This window comes from Ruegeria sp. AM1 (genome assembly GCF_056540745.1).
On the sequence record NZ_JBQFXH010000006.1, the window covers coordinates 139532 to 154092 of the forward strand.

The 14561-nt window shown below is 59.7% G+C and carries 14 protein-coding genes; 11 read left to right on the top strand and 3 right to left on the bottom strand.

Translation table 11 applies throughout. The annotated features are described in order from the left end of the window. Position 1: 1 nt before the first annotated feature. Entirely contained in the window at positions 2–1933 is a 1932-nt protein-coding gene (locus ACR0I7_RS14200) for an OmpA family protein (protein WP_480512104.1), read from the bottom strand. Between the two features lie 65 nt (positions 1934–1998). Then, positions 1999–2961, bottom strand: coding sequence for a 4-hydroxybenzoate octaprenyltransferase (gene ubiA / locus ACR0I7_RS14205; protein WP_480512106.1), 963 nt, complete (start codon positions 2959–2961; stop codon positions 1999–2001). 12 nt (positions 2962–2973) lie between these two features. Here ubiA and ACR0I7_RS14210 point away from each other — a divergent pair, with 12 nt between their 5' ends. From ACR0I7_RS14210 to ACR0I7_RS14255, 10 genes are all read left to right on the top strand, one after another. Beyond that, on the top strand, positions 2974–3699 hold the full coding sequence (locus ACR0I7_RS14210; protein ID WP_480512108.1) for a 16S rRNA (uracil(1498)-N(3))-methyltransferase: 726 nt from the start codon (positions 2974–2976) through the stop codon (positions 3697–3699). Then, the gene (locus ACR0I7_RS14215) at positions 3696–4541 is read left to right on the top strand and encodes a GNAT family N-acetyltransferase (RefSeq protein ID WP_480512110.1); all 846 of its coding nucleotides are present in this window, start codon (positions 3696–3698) and stop codon (positions 4539–4541) included. Before ACR0I7_RS14210 ends, ACR0I7_RS14215 begins: the two co-directional genes overlap by 4 nt. Beyond that, positions 4538–5065 carry a hypothetical protein gene (locus ACR0I7_RS14220; RefSeq protein ID WP_480512112.1) on the top strand — a complete coding sequence of 176 codons (528 nt, stop codon included), beginning with the start codon at positions 4538–4540 and terminating at the stop codon, positions 5063–5065. Before ACR0I7_RS14215 ends, ACR0I7_RS14220 begins: the two co-directional genes overlap by 4 nt. 64 nt (positions 5066–5129) lie before the next feature. After that, positions 5130–6500 (top strand): glutamate--cysteine ligase, encoded by a 1371-nt coding sequence (locus tag ACR0I7_RS14225; RefSeq protein WP_480512114.1) that lies wholly within the window; start codon positions 5130–5132, stop codon positions 6498–6500. 70 nt (positions 6501–6570) lie between these two features. Beyond that, the gene (pheS, locus tag ACR0I7_RS14230) at positions 6571–7644 is read left to right on the top strand and encodes a phenylalanine--tRNA ligase subunit alpha (protein ID WP_480512116.1); all 1074 of its coding nucleotides are present in this window, start codon (positions 6571–6573) and stop codon (positions 7642–7644) included. Next, positions 7641–8132, top strand: coding sequence for a hypothetical protein (locus tag ACR0I7_RS14235; protein ID WP_480512119.1), 492 nt, complete (start codon positions 7641–7643; stop codon positions 8130–8132). The genes pheS and ACR0I7_RS14235 overlap by 4 nt, the downstream gene beginning before the upstream one ends. Before the next feature lie 303 nt (positions 8133–8435). Continuing rightward, positions 8436–9230, top strand: coding sequence for a CE1 family esterase (locus ACR0I7_RS14240; RefSeq protein WP_480512121.1), 795 nt, complete (start codon positions 8436–8438; stop codon positions 9228–9230). A 61-nt stretch (positions 9231–9291) separates the two neighbouring features. Then, a complete protein-coding gene (locus tag ACR0I7_RS14245; RefSeq protein WP_480512123.1) occupies positions 9292–9699 on the top strand; it encodes a cupin domain-containing protein in 408 nt (135 codons plus the stop codon). A gap of 86 nt (positions 9700–9785) precedes the next feature. After that, complete coding sequence (gene pheT / locus ACR0I7_RS14250; RefSeq protein ID WP_480512125.1) at positions 9786–12182, top strand: phenylalanine--tRNA ligase subunit beta; 2397 nt, start codon at positions 9786–9788, stop codon at positions 12180–12182. Between the two features lie 71 nt (positions 12183–12253). Then, positions 12254–12700 carry a YtoQ family protein gene (locus ACR0I7_RS14255; protein WP_480512127.1) on the top strand — a complete coding sequence of 149 codons (447 nt, stop codon included), beginning with the start codon at positions 12254–12256 and terminating at the stop codon, positions 12698–12700. 70 nt (positions 12701–12770) lie between these two features. On the opposite strand, the gene ACR0I7_RS14260 is transcribed toward ACR0I7_RS14255, so the two are convergent. Further along, positions 12771–13469, bottom strand: a complete 699-nt coding sequence (locus tag ACR0I7_RS14260; RefSeq protein WP_480512137.1) for a glutathione S-transferase family protein — start codon at positions 13467–13469, stop codon at positions 12771–12773. A gap of 259 nt (positions 13470–13728) precedes the next feature. On the opposite strand from ACR0I7_RS14260, the gene ACR0I7_RS14265 reads away from it, so the two are divergent. Continuing rightward, positions 13729–14490: a mechanosensitive ion channel family protein gene (locus ACR0I7_RS14265; protein ID WP_480512129.1), complete on the top strand. Its 762-nt coding sequence runs from the start codon at positions 13729–13731 to the stop codon at positions 14488–14490. Positions 14491–14561: the final 71 nt, after the last annotated feature.

The window sequence follows — 14561 nt, forward strand, 5'->3', positions numbered from 1 at the left end:
CTCACTGGTCCTCTGCATCCGTGTCCGAGCTGCTTTCTTCGGGATGCTCAGTCTCGGTCTCTGTTTCGGTCTGCTCTGCGGATGTTTCCATCGCCTCTAGCCCGGTGGGCGTGTTGGTCACCGGCTCGGGGCGGATCAGGCGGAATTCGATGCGGCGGTTTTCTTCGCGGCCTTCTTCGCTGCCATTGTCCGCGATGGGCTGGGTCTCACCATATCCCACGGCGGAATAGCTTGAAGTCGGAATCCGCCGGCCACGCAGTTCGTTCAGAATGGATTGCGCGCGCGCCTGGCTGAGCTGTTGGTTCATCTCTTCACGGCCCTGACTGTCGGTGTGGCCTTGAATCTCCAACCTGATCGGTCCGCATTCGCGCAAAACCTCGGCGATCTGGGTCACGGTATCCCGCGATGCGGCAGCCACAGTGGCGGAGCCGGGCTCAAAGGCGATTTTGTTGCCTGCCTGAATATCTGCGATTTGCGCTTCACAATGCTCGGGGTCTGGCAGAGCATCTTCGGGTTCGGGAGGCTCCTGATAGGTGATCGACAGGTCAAAATCCTGCGCCTCGCCCAGCTTATCGGACAGCAGCCCCGCGATCCGGGCCCGCGCATCCTTGTCATGGCTGACACCAGAGACAGAAACCGATTCTACGGTGACGATCAGCGCCCCGTTGTGCAGCTGTGCCAGCGCCTCGAGCCCCGCCAATACGCGGACTGACCAGTCTGCCGGAAGATCGTCAACAATCCGGGTGGCCGTATGGACTACCTCGGACCCAAAGGCTGCGCGGGCATAGCTGTCGACCATGTCGCGCGTCGCCTCGTCCCGTAGACGACCGCGCATTTGCACCAGCCCTTCGGGGCTGCGGGTCGCTGAAAACTCGATGGGACCGTTTTGGTCTTGGGTTTCCGGTTCCGGTAGGACCGCGTGCAGGGCAAAAACCTCGGGCAAGGCATTTTCTAGCTCGCCAACAACACGATCGAACAGCACCGGGTTTGTTCCTTGTGCCGCAATCAGCGTGATATCCGCGTCGGATAAGGTGACGGATCCCTGCCCGATCTCGGCCAGTGCCTGAATGCTGAGCGTCGCTGCCGAGTCCCAATTGGGAGACGGTACGCCCAGCCCGATGGTGCAGGTATAAGAGCCTGCCAGCCCGGCAGCCTGTGCCGCCGCGCCGATGCTGTCGCGCGCGTCTTCGTCCTGTGCCGAGCAGGCATCAAAGCGCCCGCCCTGTTCATCCATCAAATAGCGCAGCGTGAAGGGCGTGATCACTGGCCGCGGTGCCGAGATGGACAGACCGATGCGCAGGCTGGGCGGCGCTGCGCGTGTTAACTCCTGTTCCAGTCGTTCCTTTTCCTGCTGGCTGTCCGCAATGGCCGTGATCTTGACCAATCCGGGGCTGGCCGAGATCTTGGCGCGCGGCAGCCGCGACAAGGACTCAATCGCATAGGTCAGCGCGTCATCCCAACTCGGCGGCGTAGGATAATCAGCAGTTTCCATCAGGTCAGAAACCGCAGCTGTTTGATCAAGACGCTGCAAACGCGCGACCAGGGCTTCCCGGTCTTGGCTGGTTGGGATCAGGCCGATGACCGAGATGCCGGTGTCATTGCGCAGAATCTCAGTCGAAAATCGCGGCGGGGTCAGATCAGCGGTTGGTGTCACCTGCATCTCATCAATGACCCTAGAGGTATCGACCTCTGTTCCGGCCGCAGTCAGCGCGCCAAACCGGGTCGCCTCGTCCGGCGCAGTTCCTGTCAGAACAACGCGCAGCCCATCGGATTCCACTTCGGCCCAGTCATGTCCTTCAAGATTCAAGGCCCGGCGCACGGCAAATTCCGAGCTTTCTTCGATCTTCGTCACAGCAAAACCTGCCCCCAGCAGGCATAGTCCAGCCGATACGACAAATATCGCGGAGACGACGGAAAAATAGGGCAGGCGCATAGGTGGCTTCGAAACTCCTCAACCGGTCGATGGCACTCTTAACAGACCCCCGCGCCAAGGTGCAATCAGAGCAGCAGCGCTACGCACAGGAAGATCAGCGGAATAAGGCCGGTGTCGCGGTTCGAGCGAAACAACTGCAACAGCTTGGCATTGTCCTCAAGGTCCAGCCCGCGCAGCTGCCAAGCCATATGCCACCCCATCGCCCAAGGTCCCGCAATCGCAACCACTACCGCCAGGATTGAGGCATCTGGAACGGCGGCATCGATGATCGCCAGACCCATCAGTGACACCGTGGCGACCAGAAAGTATTTCAGCCATTTTTCGGTATTGGTGCCGAACAGACGGGCGGTGGATTTAATCCCGGCCAGTTCGTCATCTTCGGCATCCTGATGTGCATAGATCGTGTCATAAAACAGCGTCCAGGCAATGCCCGACAGATACAGCAGTATCGCAGGCCAGCCGATGCTGCCGGTGTGGGCGGCCCAGGCAAGAAGCGCGCCCCAGTTAAAGGCAAGCCCCAGAAACGCCTGTGGCCACCATGTAAAGCGCTTGGCAAACGGATAAACAGCCACCGGCAGCAGCGACAAAACCCCCATCGCAATCGCCGCGCGGTTGAAGGTCAGCAGAATCGCCAGCGACAGCAGGCATTGCACAACCATCCAGATCGCCGCCTGTTTGACGGTAACCTGCCCCGAGGGGATCGGGCGGGATCGTGTCCGCTCGACCTGTGCGTCAAAGTCGCGATCGGTTATGTCGTTCCAGGTACACCCCGCGCCACGCATCAGGAACGCCCCAAGCGCGCACCCGACCGCGATCCACAGATCACTCAGCCTTGCGTTGCCATCGCTGAGAATGGCCAGTACCAGCCCCCACCAGCACGGGATAAGCAACAGCCATGTCCCGATTGGCCGGTCCGCCCGCGACAGACGCAGGTAGGGGCGAGCAAACATCGGCGCATAAGTGTCGACCCAGTTGCCTTCGACCGCATCGGCGATCTGACCATCTGGTGTTGGGGCATTGCCTTGCATATGTAAGGTCCCATGAGCGCAAAGATCAGACTGTATGTAGAGCACCCGCTGGGTCAGGGGCAATCCGTTCAATTGACGCGCGAGCAGGCCCATTACCTGTTCGGTGTCATGCGTCTGTCCGTTGGCGGTCAGGTTGCGCTGTTCAATAGTCAGCATGGGGAATGGCTGGCCGAGGTTGTGCAGGCCAGCAAGCGGGGCGGCGAGCTCTCTTGCATCGAGCTGTCTAAGCCTTTGCAAATGCCCCCCGACCTGTGGCTACTGTTTGCGCCGATCAAAAAGGCGCGCACGGATTTCATTGTTGAGAAAGCAACCGAAATGGGTGCGGCACGTATTCTGCCGGTTCAGACCGAGTTCACCAATTCCGAACGCATCCGGCAGGACCGTCTGCAAGCGCACGCCGTAGAAGCGGCCGAGCAATGTGGCGGAACATATGTGCCCCAGGTCGCCGAGTTGCAGCGGCTGGACCGCGCGCTGGACAGCTGGCCCGAGGATCGCCGACTGATGTTCTGTGACGAGGCCGAAGTCGGGTCCGCCTTGCATCTTGCCGAGAATGAAAAGGGCCGCCCCTGGGCAATCCTGATCGGCCCCGAGGGCGGATTTTCCGAGCCTGAACGCGAGCGGCTTGCCACTTTGCCTTATACCCATATCGTCAGTCTGGGTCCGCGCATCCTGCGTGCCGACACGGCTGCGGTGGCAGCGATGACGATGTGGCAGCAATCCCTGGGCGATTGGACATGATCCGCGAGGCAAACCCATCCGATGCCGCCTGTCTGGAGCGCTTTCTTGCGCAACATGCAGACACATCCATGTTCCTGCGCAGCAATCTGCGCGCACATGGTGTTGGTTTGGGCCCATCTGAACATTCGACGCGTTACTTTGTTTGGGGAAATCGGGATATCCGCGGCGTATTTGGATTGACCCAAAAGGGATATCTGATGGCTCAACTTCCGGATTGTGAGACAGAGGCTGCCGATGCCTTTGCACAGATGATTGCTGGCCAGACGGTGTTGGGTATGACGGGCGATGTGCCTCAGGTCGAAGTAACGTTACAGGCGCTTGGGTTTGGAAATGCCCGATATCGCCTCCACCATGATGAACCGCTTTATAGGTTTGATCTCGGAACGCTCAACGCCCCGAGAGTTTCTTATAGGGCGTTGTGCGAAACAGATCGTCCAGTGCTTGAGAGCTGGTTTGCCGACTATCTGGTGGATACGGGTCAAGCCAACGAAGAAGAAGCGCGGGATATGGCTGCTGACCGCATTGCTCGCGAGCTGCAGGAAAGACGTACAATTGTCTTGCTGGAAGAGGACGCGCCCGCAGCGATGGCGTCGGTCAATGCGTCAGTAGACGATCAGATACAGGTCGGTGGTGTGTTCGTTCCCAGATCTCACCGGAATCGGGGGTTGGGCCGCAAGGTGACTATCGCTTTGATGCAAAAGGCCAAATCAGAAGGCGCTTGTCAGGCCATTCTATTTGCCAACAATCCGTCCGCAGCCCGGGCTTATGAAGCGATTGGATTTCAACAGGTAGGCTGGTATCGCATCGCACTGCTACAAGACCCACAAAAGGTGATGACATGAGTTTCATCCGACCCGAAGCCAAACTGGCTCTGTGGCGCTGGCGCGAGGTGCTGGTGGCGGGGTTTGTCCTGATCCTCGGGCTCAGTTGGATCAGCGGGCCGGGTGGGTTGCTGGGCTGGATCGGCTGGATTTTGATTGTGGTTGCGGCGGCTCTGGCGGTGATTGGCGTTCAGCGGGCGCGTTTTCGCACGGGTGCGGGTGGCCCCGGGGTTGTGACGGTCGACGAGGGCCAGATCACCTATCTGGGCCCGCTGGATGGCGGCATCGTCGCCGCTCGCGAGATTGAGCGTCTGGCGCTGGATCCGACCTCGGACCCGGCGCATTGGGTGCTGGACCAACCGGGGCAGTCTGCGGTTCACATTCCTGTGAATGCCGAAGGGGCAGAGGCGCTGTTTGATGTGTTTTCGAACCTTCCGGGGCTGAAAACCGAACAAATGCTGGCGGAACTGAACGGTGGCGCGTTACTTCCGGTGGTGATCTGGGAACGCAACCCGATGCGTCCTACCCACGTTCGGCTGCATTGACACTGGCGTGGTTTGCGCTCAGGACTGACCGGCAGACAGACACATCAGGATCGGAGCACGATTCATGTCCATCCCCCAGTCCGGCGGCGGACCGATTGAGCGCCACGAGCAACTTGCCGAATATCTGGAATCGGGCTGCAAGCCCAAGCAGGATTGGCGCATCGGCACCGAGCATGAAAAGTTCGGCTATTGCAAGGACACGCTGAAACCGCTGCCTTATGAGGGCAAGCGCTCGATCCTGGCGGTTCTGCAAGGTCTGCGCGATCTGCATGGGTGGGAGCCTCTGGAAGAAGGCGGCAAACTGATCGGCCTGCAGAAAGATGGGGCCAACGTCTCGCTGGAGCCCGGCGGGCAGCTGGAGCTGTCAGGCGCGCCTTTGGAAACCATTCATGAGACCTGCGACGAGGTGAATGCTCACCTGCGCGACGTGAAAGACATCTCGGACAAGATCGGCGTGGGTTTCATCGGTCTGGGCGCCGCCCCGATCTGGACCCATGAGGACATGCCGCTGATGCCCAAAGGGCGCTATGTGCTGATGAACGACTATATGGAAAAAGTCGGCACCATGGGGCGCTCGATGATGCGCCGCACTTGCACCGTTCAGGTCAATATCGACTTCGGGTCCGAGGCCGACATGGTGCAGAAACTGCGCGTGGCATTGGCGCTGCAGCCGGTGGCAACCGCTCTGTTTGCCAACTCGCCGTTCTTTGAAGGCAAGCCCAACGGCCAGAAAAGCTGGCGCAGTTATATCTGGCGGCATCTGGACGATGCCCGCACCGGAATGCTGCCCTTTGTGTTCGAAGACGGGTTCGGGTTTGAACGCTGGGTCGACTACGCTTTGGACGTGCCAATGTACTTCGTCTATCGCGACGGTCAGTACATCGACGCGCTGGGCCAGTCCTTCCGTGATTTCCTGCAGGGCAAACTGCCCGCGCTGCCCGGTGAAACGCCGACACTATCGGACTGGGCCGACCACCTGACCACCGCCTTCCCCGAAGCGCGGATCAAGAAATTCATGGAAATGCGCGGAGCCGATGGCGGCCCATGGCGGCGCTTGTGCGCACTGCCTGCCTTCTGGGTGGGTCTGACCTACGACCAAGGCGCGCTGGATGCGGCCTGGGATCTGGTCAAAGGCTGGGATGCCGAAACCCGCGAGGGGCTGCGCGTTGCCGCCGCGCAGGACGGTTTGCAGGCGCAGGTTGGGGATATCAACATGCACGATCTCGCGCGCGAGGTGGTCGCGATCTCCGAGGCCGGTCTGAAATCCCGCGCCTTCCCCGGTGCGGGTGGCCTGGTCCCGGATGAGACCCATTTCCTCAACGCGCTGAAAGACAGTGTCGAGACCGGCAAGGTTCCGGCGGATGAGTTGCTGGATGACTACAATGGCGACTGGAATGGCGACCTGAGCCGGGTTTATCCCGCATACAGCTATTGATCCGCGCCGTCCGGCTTGCAATCGCAAGCGTTGGCCGATAGCAGGTTGTCGACCAATTTCAGAGGGCGTCATGGACGATCTTAAGGCAAAATATCTGGGGCAGATCGCCGACGCAGGCGACGAAAACGCGCTTGAGGCGATCCGTGTCGCCGCCGTGGGTAAAAAAGGCGAGGTTGCGCTGAAAATGCGCGAGCTTGGCAAAATGACCCCCGAAGAGCGTCAGGTCGCAGGCCCCGCACTGAACGCCCTGAAGGACGAGATCAACTCGGCACTGACTGCCAAGAAAGCCGCCCTTGCCGATGCAGCACTGGATGAGCGTCTGCGCACCGAATGGCTGGATGTCACGCTGCCGACCCGTGCCCGCCGTCAGGGCTCGATCCATCCGGTCAGCCAGGCGACCGAGGAACTGACCGCGATCTTCGCCGAACTGGGCTTTTCGGTGGCCGAAGGGCCGCGGATCGAGGATGACTGGTACAACTTTGACGCCCTGAACATCCCCGGCCACCACCCCGCGCGGGCCGAGATGGATACGTTCTACATGCACCGGGCTGAGGGCGACAATCGCCCGCCACACGTACTGCGCACCCATACCTCTCCGGTGCAGATCCGCTCGATGGAAAAACAGGGCGCGCCGATCCGCGTGATCTGTCCGGGCGGCGTCTATCGCGCTGACTATGACCAGACCCACACGCCGATGTTCCATCAGGTCGAGGGGCTGGCCATCGACACCGATATCTCGATGGCGAACCTGAAATGGGTTCTGGAAGAGTTCGTGAAAGCGTTCTTTGAGGTCGACGATGTCGAACTGCGCTTCCGTGCCTCGCACTTCCCCTTCACCGAGCCGTCGGCCGAGGTCGATATCCGCTGTTCGTGGGATAACGGGCAGTTAAAGATCGGCGAGGGCGACGACTGGATGGAAATTCTGGGGTCCGGCATGGTTCACCCTAAGGTGATCGCCGCCGGCGGCATCGACCCCGAGGTCTATCAGGGCTTTGCCTTTGGCATCGGCATCGACCGTCTGGCGATGCTGAAGTATGGCATTCCCGATTTGCGGGCGTTCTTTGACAGCGATCTGCGCTGGCTGCGCCACTACGGGTTCGCGGCGCTGGATATGCCGAACCTGCATGGTGGTTTGTCGCGTTGAGCGACTTGGATGTGATTACGGCATGCGAAAATTTGTGCCGTGATTTTTCTTGGCTGCCAGACTTGATTGCTGATTTGGCACCCATGATCGCTCTCGCTGGCGCTATTGTACTTTTTTTCTTACAGCGCCGCACTGATCGGAAGGCCGCAAAAGATGCTAATCGTCTTCAAGCATACAGTAACTTCTTAGCGGTTTGCGAAAAGCACTTCATACTCTATCGGCACGGAAGTGACAGCGAAGACAACGAGCGTCTCGCTGACATATACGCGCGAGAAGCCCAACTAGAGTTATTAGGACCTAAACCAGTAGCTGAGCGGTGTGCTTCTGCAACTGCTGCTTTGGTTGATTTATTGATGGCTGACGAACATCGAACTACGACGATTTCTAGTGACGGGCAAACGCGCACAATCATGCAAAACTATTTCTTTGAGATGCGTAAGCTCAAAGAAGTCATGAATAAAGAAGTAAATGGTTGGTCTAGCGTATGAGGCGCGGAGCAAAGGCCGATAGGCCGCCGCGCTATCGCCAGACCGCCGGCACGGGCTGGCGATTTGTCTCCGCCAGCGCTCCGTTCGCAAGTCACACGGACTTGGCTGACATAAAGTGCCCACCACAGAGCTTGGTTCGCCATCCCGCGGTCTGGCGACAGCGCGGCTTGGGTTTTTAATCGGATGTAGGGTGGGCTTTAGCCCACTATGTTTCGGGTGCCGGGCTGAAGCCCGGCCTACGCGCGTCCGGTTTACACCGATATGTTATGTGACAGCGGGGAAAGTCTCGTTAGGGTCGGGCGCATGATGTATCGACTGCTCTGCCTATTCCTGCTGACCGCCACCCAAGCCGCCGCCGCCCCGAGTTGCCATGGCGACACCGCTTGTGAGGTCGGCGACCGCTCGTATCACGTGCTGGAGCCCGAAGGTTGGGATGGTGAGACACCTCTGCCGGTGTTGCTGCATTTCCATGGCTGGGCGCGGCAGGGGACTGTCGTGGTGAACCATCAGCGCATCGCAGGTGCGACCAAGCTGCGGGGCGTGCTGCTGGTGGCCCCGAACGGGCGCGGCAAAAGTTGGGATTTCTGGACGTCCGATACGCGCGATGTGCCCTTTGCCGATGCGGTGCTGGAGGATGTCGCCAAGCGCTATCCGATTGATCGCGAACGTATTTACGTCTCGGGCTATTCCTTCGGCGGCGCGATGGCGTGGCGCTATGTCTGTCAGTCGGGCGACGATATCGCCGCGCTGCTGGCGGTTGCAGGCAGTATTCGCCAGACCGAGGACTGCGCTCAGGCCCCAAAGCAGGCGCGTCATGTGCATGGTCTGGATGATACCGTGATGGATTTCCCTTTTGGTCCGGGCGGCGACACGACCTATCCGGTGGCGCTGTGGCGCGAGAAATACCGCTGCAACGGTGCCACCCCACGTGGCGATTGGAGCGTGGTGCCGATCCTGACCCTCACCCGCGTGGAATGGACCGATTGCGCGAAAGGACAGGTGGTACTGGACACACATCCGGGTGGGCATTTCATCCCCCATGGCTGGATCGGGCGGCAGTTGGATGAACTTTTGGGCCGCCCTCCGAGCTATCCTTGAGCGTTGACATCGCATTTTGGTCGCGGTCCCTTGACGGCCAGAAAACAAAAGGACCCGATCCATGAAACCAATTCTGCTGTACGTCCTGCTGGGGTTCGCCACTCCGGGTTTAGCCCGCGACACCTATCCGCCGGTCGAGCTGTTGTTGCAGACTGATACATCCGTGATCGGAGAGCCGCTGGAATACCCCGCTGGACAGGCTCAGATCACCATGGCCATTGTCACCATGCAGCCAGGACAAGATACCGGCGCACATCACCATGATGCGCCCCTTGCGGCCTATGTGCTGGAAGGTGAAATCACCGTCGATTACGGCGCGGCGGGTCAGCGGGTCTACAAAACCGGGGACGCTTTTGTCGAAGCCTTCCGTTCCACGCATTCGGGCGTCAATACCGGCGAGGGGATTGCCCGGATACTCGCCGTCTTTGCCGGTTCGGATAGCGTATCGAACACGGTCACCGAAGAGTAGCTGCGCGCGGCCACGCGGCCTCTTTCCCCTGTGTGCAATATCCGCTACACGCGGTCTGACCCAAGATGACTGGCGGATGACGACCGATGAAATTCACCCTTTCCTGGCTCAAGGATCACCTCGACACCGATGCGACGGTGGAAGAGATCACTGACGCGCTCACCGACCTCGGACTTGAGGTCGAAGAGATCGTGAACCCGGCGGACCGTCTGGCGGGCTTTACGCTGGGCCATGTGAAACATGCCGAGAAACATCCCGACGCTGACAAGCTGCGTGTGTGTACGGTTGAAACCGATGAGGGTGATCTGCAGATCATCTGCGGCGCGCCCAATGCGCGCGAAGGCATCACCGTCGTGGTCTGCAAGCCGGGCATGTATATCCCCGGTCTGGATATCACCATCAGCGTCGGCAAGATCCGCGGCGTTGAAAGCTTTGGCATGATGGCGTCCGAGCGTGAACTGGAGCTGTCGGACGAGCATGACGGCATTATCGAGCTGCCCTCGGGCGAGGTCGGAGACAGTTTCGTTGATTGGCTGGCCGAAAACGACCCGTCCAAGGTCGATCCGATGATCGAGATCGCCATTACCCCGAACCGTCCCGATGCGCTGGGTGTTGCGGGGATTGCCCGCGATCTGGCCGCGCGCGGTGTGGGTACGCTGAAACAGCGCGACTATGCGCCGGTGCCGGGTGATTTCGACAGCCTGGTCAAGGTGACCATCGACGACGACACACTGGACGGTTGCCCGCATTTCACCGGGCGTCTGATCAAGGGCGTCAGGAACGGCCCCAGCCCGCAATGGCTGCAGGATCAGCTGAAGGCGATTGGCCTGCGTCCGATCTCGGCGCTGGTGGATATCACCAACTATATGACCTTCGATCAGAACCGCCCGCTGCACGTCTTTGACGCCGACAAGGTGCAGGGCAACCTGCGCGTTCATCGCGCCAAGGGTGGTGAAACGCTGGTGGCGCTGGACGAAAAGGAATACACCCTGCAGCCCGGCATGATGGTGATTTCCGACGATAAAGGCCCTGAATCCATTGCTGGCATCATGGGTGGCGCGGAAACGGGCTGTACCGAGGACACGGTGAACGTGTTCCTCGAAAGCGCGTTCTGGGATCATGTGCAGATCGCCTTGGCGGGTCGTGCGCTGAAAATCAATTCGGACGCCCGCTATCGCTTTGAACGCGGGGTCGACCCGGCCTACACGCTGGAGGGTCTGGAGCAGGCCACGCAGATGATCCTGGATATCTGCGGCGGTGAGGTGTCCAAGGTGGTTGAGGCCGGAAAGGCCCCGAACCACGCGCGCGCTTACAAGCTGGATGCGGAACGGGTACAGTCGCTGGTCGGCATGGACATTCCCGAAAGCGAGCAGCGCCAGACCCTGACGCGTCTGGGTTTCCGTCTTGAGGGTGAGATGGCGCATGTGCCCAGCTGGCGCCCCGATGTCATGGGCGAGGCCGACCTGGTGGAAGAGGTTGCACGGATTGCCTCGCTGACAAAGCTGCAGGGCCGGCCATTGCCGCATGTGACCGATGGCATCCCGAAACCGGTGATGACACCGGCACAGCGCCGCCAATCCATGGCGCGGCGCACCTGCGCAGCGCTGGGTTACAACGAATGTGTGAGCTATACGTTCATCGATCAAGCCTCGGCCGCTCTGTTTGGCGGCGGCGATGAGGCGACGCAGCTGGAAAACCCAATCTCATCTGAGATGAGCCATATGCGCCCGGACCTGTTGCCGGGGCTGTTGCAGGCCGCGACGCGCAATCAGGCGCGCGGCTATGCCGATCTGGCGTTGTTTGAGGTGGGCCCGGTCTTCCACGGTGGTGAACCCGGCGCGCAGCAAACCCAGATCACCGGCCTGTTGGTTGGGCGCAATGGTCCCAAGGATGTACATGGCGCTTCGCGCCCGGTGGATCTGTACGACGCCAAGGCTGACGCTGAGGCCGTGCTGGCCGCCATCGGCGCACCTGCAAAGGTTCAGATCCTGCGTGGTGGCGATGCCTGGTGGCATCCGGGCCGTCACGGTAAAATCTGTCTTGGGCCCAAGAAAGTTCTGGGCGTCTTTGGCGAGCTGCACCCGCGCGTGCTGCAGGCCATGGATATCAAAGGTCCGGCGATGGTGTTCACCATCTGGCCGGATCAGGTGCCGATGCCACGTAAAACCGGGGCAACCCGTTCAGCGCTTGCGCTGCGCGATCTGCAGGCGGTCGAGCGCGATTTCGCTTTTGTGGTTGATGAGGATGTCGAGGCCCTGACACTGGTCAACGCAGCGACCGGTGCGGATAAGGCGTTGATCGAAGATGTGCGTGTCTTTGACGAATTCATCGGCGGCAGCGTTGGCGAAGGAAAGAAATCCCTTGCGATTACCGTGCGCCTGCAGCCCACCGATGCGACACTGAAAGAAAAAGACATTGAGGCCGTCAGCGCCAAGATTATCGAGAAGGTTGCGAAAGCCACGGGCGGCACTTTGCGCGGCTAACGCGGGGTCGCAGTGGCACGTCAAACGGAAGGGGCGACGGCGCCCTTTCCTTGTTTTGGGAGGAGCAAAAGATGCTGAACGTTTATCTCTCCGGGGAAATCCACACCGACTGGCGTGAGCAGATCATCGAAGGCGGGCAGGGTCTGGACGTGTCATTCAACAGCCCGGTGACCGATCACGGCGCAAGCGATGATTGCGGCGTGGCCATTCTGGGGACGGAACCGAACAAGTATTGGCATGATCACAAGGGCGCGATGGTCAACGCGATCCGCACGCGCAAGGGGATTTCGGACGCTGATATCGTGGTTGTTCGGTTCGGCGACAAGTACAAACAATGGAATGCCGCCTTCGACGCCGGCTATGCGGCGGCTCTGGGCAAGTCGATCATCGTCTTGCACGGTCCAGATCATCAACACGCTTTGAAAGAGGTCGACGCTGCCGCGCTGGCCGTGGCCGAAGAGCCGCGGCAGGTTGTTGAGATTCTGAAGTATGTGCTCTCGGGCGCATTGCCGGGCTGAAGCCGGCAAAATGCTGTTGGTGGATGCAAGCCCTTTGCCGATTGCATTCACCTGTTTCAGTCAGCGCTGATCAGCTGCGGGCAGGTGTCACCAGACCCTTTTGAACCGCAGGTCGATCGAGAAAGCGATCGAAATAGGCGACAACGTTTTTGTGGCTGTCCCACTCCAGCAGCTGTTTGGTGCCATAGAAATCCAGCCCGCGCAGCCACGGAGCGATGGCCATATCGGCAATCGAATACGCACCCGCGATCCAGTCCTGACCCTCGAGCTGGGTGTTCAACACATTCAACAGCCGCTTTGACTCGTTAATGTATCGCTCGCGGGCGCGCGGATCTTCGATTTCGCTGCCGGCAAATTTGTGGAAATAGCCCAATTGTCCAAACATCGGGCCAAGGCCGCCCATCTGGAACATCAGCCATTGCTGCACCCGGTGCTTGTCGGCGCTGCTGTCGCCCAGAAAACGGCCCGTTTTTTCGGCGAGATAGATCAGGATCGCGCCACTTTCAAACAGGCCCAGCGGTTCTCCGTCAGGGCCATCGGGGTCAATAATGGCAGGGATTTTGTTGTTGGGATTCAGCGACAGGAATTCTGGGCTTTTAACATCCGCATCCGCGAGCGTGACCAGATGGGGTTCATAAGGCAGCTCGGTCTCTTCAAGCATGATCGAGACTTTGACGCCATTTGGCGTGGGATAGGAGTAGAGTTGGATCTTCTCCGGCGATTTTGCAGGCCAGCGGGCCGTGATCGGGTGGGCGGCAATGTCCAGCATGAAGCGTTCCTTGTCGGGCTGTTCACATAATGTGGACAGCATGCGCCACTCTTGCCACCTTCTGCAATGTGCGGTGCCGGTCAGAGCATGTGTGCGAGCTAACAGCGGGGAAAACCTTGACAACACGCCCCTAGACCCTCGGCCGCCGCTGCTGCAGAATTGGCGAGGCTTGCGCATTTTGCGCCGGTCGCTTGCAATATGAAAGGAACTGCGCGTGGATGAGGTCGTAACACAGGTGGGAGCTTTCGCCCCACTGATCATGAGCGCTGTTAAGGCACTGATCGTTCTGATCCTGGGTTGGATCGTTGCGGGGGCAATTGCCGGTCTGGTCCGCCGCCGGATCAATGCGACGCCCCATATTGACCCGACGCTTGGCAATTTTGTTGCCAGCCTTGTTAAATGGGCAATCCTGGCGATGGTGCTGGTTGCCGTTCTGGGCATCTTCGGGATCGAAGCCACAAGTATCGTGGCCGTGCTGGGTGCTGCGTCTCTGGCGATTGGTCTGGCGCTGCAGGGCACGCTCAGCGATCTGGCCGCTGGTGTGATGTTGGTAATTTTCCGACCCTATAAGCTGGGCCAATATGTCGATATTGGTGGTACAGCGGGTACGGTAAAGGATCTGAACCTATTCACGACCGAGTTGGTGACGCCGGATAATGTACAGATCATTGTACCCAACGGACAGGCTTGGGGGTCCATTATCACCAACTATTCCGCGCACGATACACGCCGTGTCGACCTGGTTTTTGGAATTGACTACGGTGACAATGCCGATGAGGCAATGAAGATCATTTTGGATGTCGCGAAGTCGGACAGTCGTATCCACAGTGACCCCGAACCATGGGTGCGCGTGACCAATCTAGGTGACAGCTCTGTCGATCTGACGGCGCGTCTGTGGTGTGCTGCTGCCGATTATTGGGATGTCAGGTTTGAAACCACCAAAGCTGTCAAAGAAGCCTTCGACGCGAAAGGCGTATCGATCCCGTATCCGCATTCGGTCGAGATTCAAAAACAGGGGTGAATGCTTCTGCCCGTCGAGCGGGCAATAAAAAGCCTTCTTCCGGTTGGGCCGGGCGCCGCGCCACGCGCGGC

Excerpts from the sequence above, each read along its gene's own strand:
- ACR0I7_RS14245 (WP_480512123.1), top strand. The coding sequence starts at position 9,292 with ATGAAACCAATTCTGCTGTACGTCCTGCTGGGGTTCGCCACTCCGGGT.
- ubiA (WP_480512106.1), bottom strand. The coding sequence starts at position 2,961 with ATGCAAGGCAATGCCCCAACACCAGATGGTCAGATCGCCGATGCGGTC.
- pheS (WP_480512116.1), top strand. The coding sequence starts at position 6,571 with ATGGACGATCTTAAGGCAAAATATCTGGGGCAGATCGCCGACGCAGGC.
- ACR0I7_RS14265 (WP_480512129.1), top strand. The coding sequence starts at position 13,729 with ATGAGCGCTGTTAAGGCACTGATCGTTCTGATCCTGGGTTGGATCGTT.
- pheT (WP_480512125.1), top strand. The coding sequence starts at position 9,786 with ATGAAATTCACCCTTTCCTGGCTCAAGGATCACCTCGACACCGATGCG.
- ACR0I7_RS14220 (WP_480512112.1), top strand. The coding sequence starts at position 4,538 with ATGAGTTTCATCCGACCCGAAGCCAAACTGGCTCTGTGGCGCTGGCGC.
- ACR0I7_RS14215 (WP_480512110.1), top strand. The coding sequence starts at position 3,696 with ATGATCCGCGAGGCAAACCCATCCGATGCCGCCTGTCTGGAGCGCTTT.
- ACR0I7_RS14240 (WP_480512121.1), top strand. The coding sequence starts at position 8,436 with ATGATGTATCGACTGCTCTGCCTATTCCTGCTGACCGCCACCCAAGCC.
- ACR0I7_RS14200 (WP_480512104.1), bottom strand. The coding sequence starts at position 1,933 with ATGCGCCTGCCCTATTTTTCCGTCGTCTCCGCGATATTTGTCGTATCG.
- ACR0I7_RS14210 (WP_480512108.1), top strand. The coding sequence starts at position 2,974 with ATGAGCGCAAAGATCAGACTGTATGTAGAGCACCCGCTGGGTCAGGGG.
- ACR0I7_RS14225 (WP_480512114.1), top strand. The coding sequence starts at position 5,130 with ATGTCCATCCCCCAGTCCGGCGGCGGACCGATTGAGCGCCACGAGCAA.
- ACR0I7_RS14260 (WP_480512137.1), bottom strand. The coding sequence starts at position 13,469 with ATGCTGGACATTGCCGCCCACCCGATCACGGCCCGCTGGCCTGCAAAA.
- ACR0I7_RS14255 (WP_480512127.1), top strand. The coding sequence starts at position 12,254 with ATGCTGAACGTTTATCTCTCCGGGGAAATCCACACCGACTGGCGTGAG.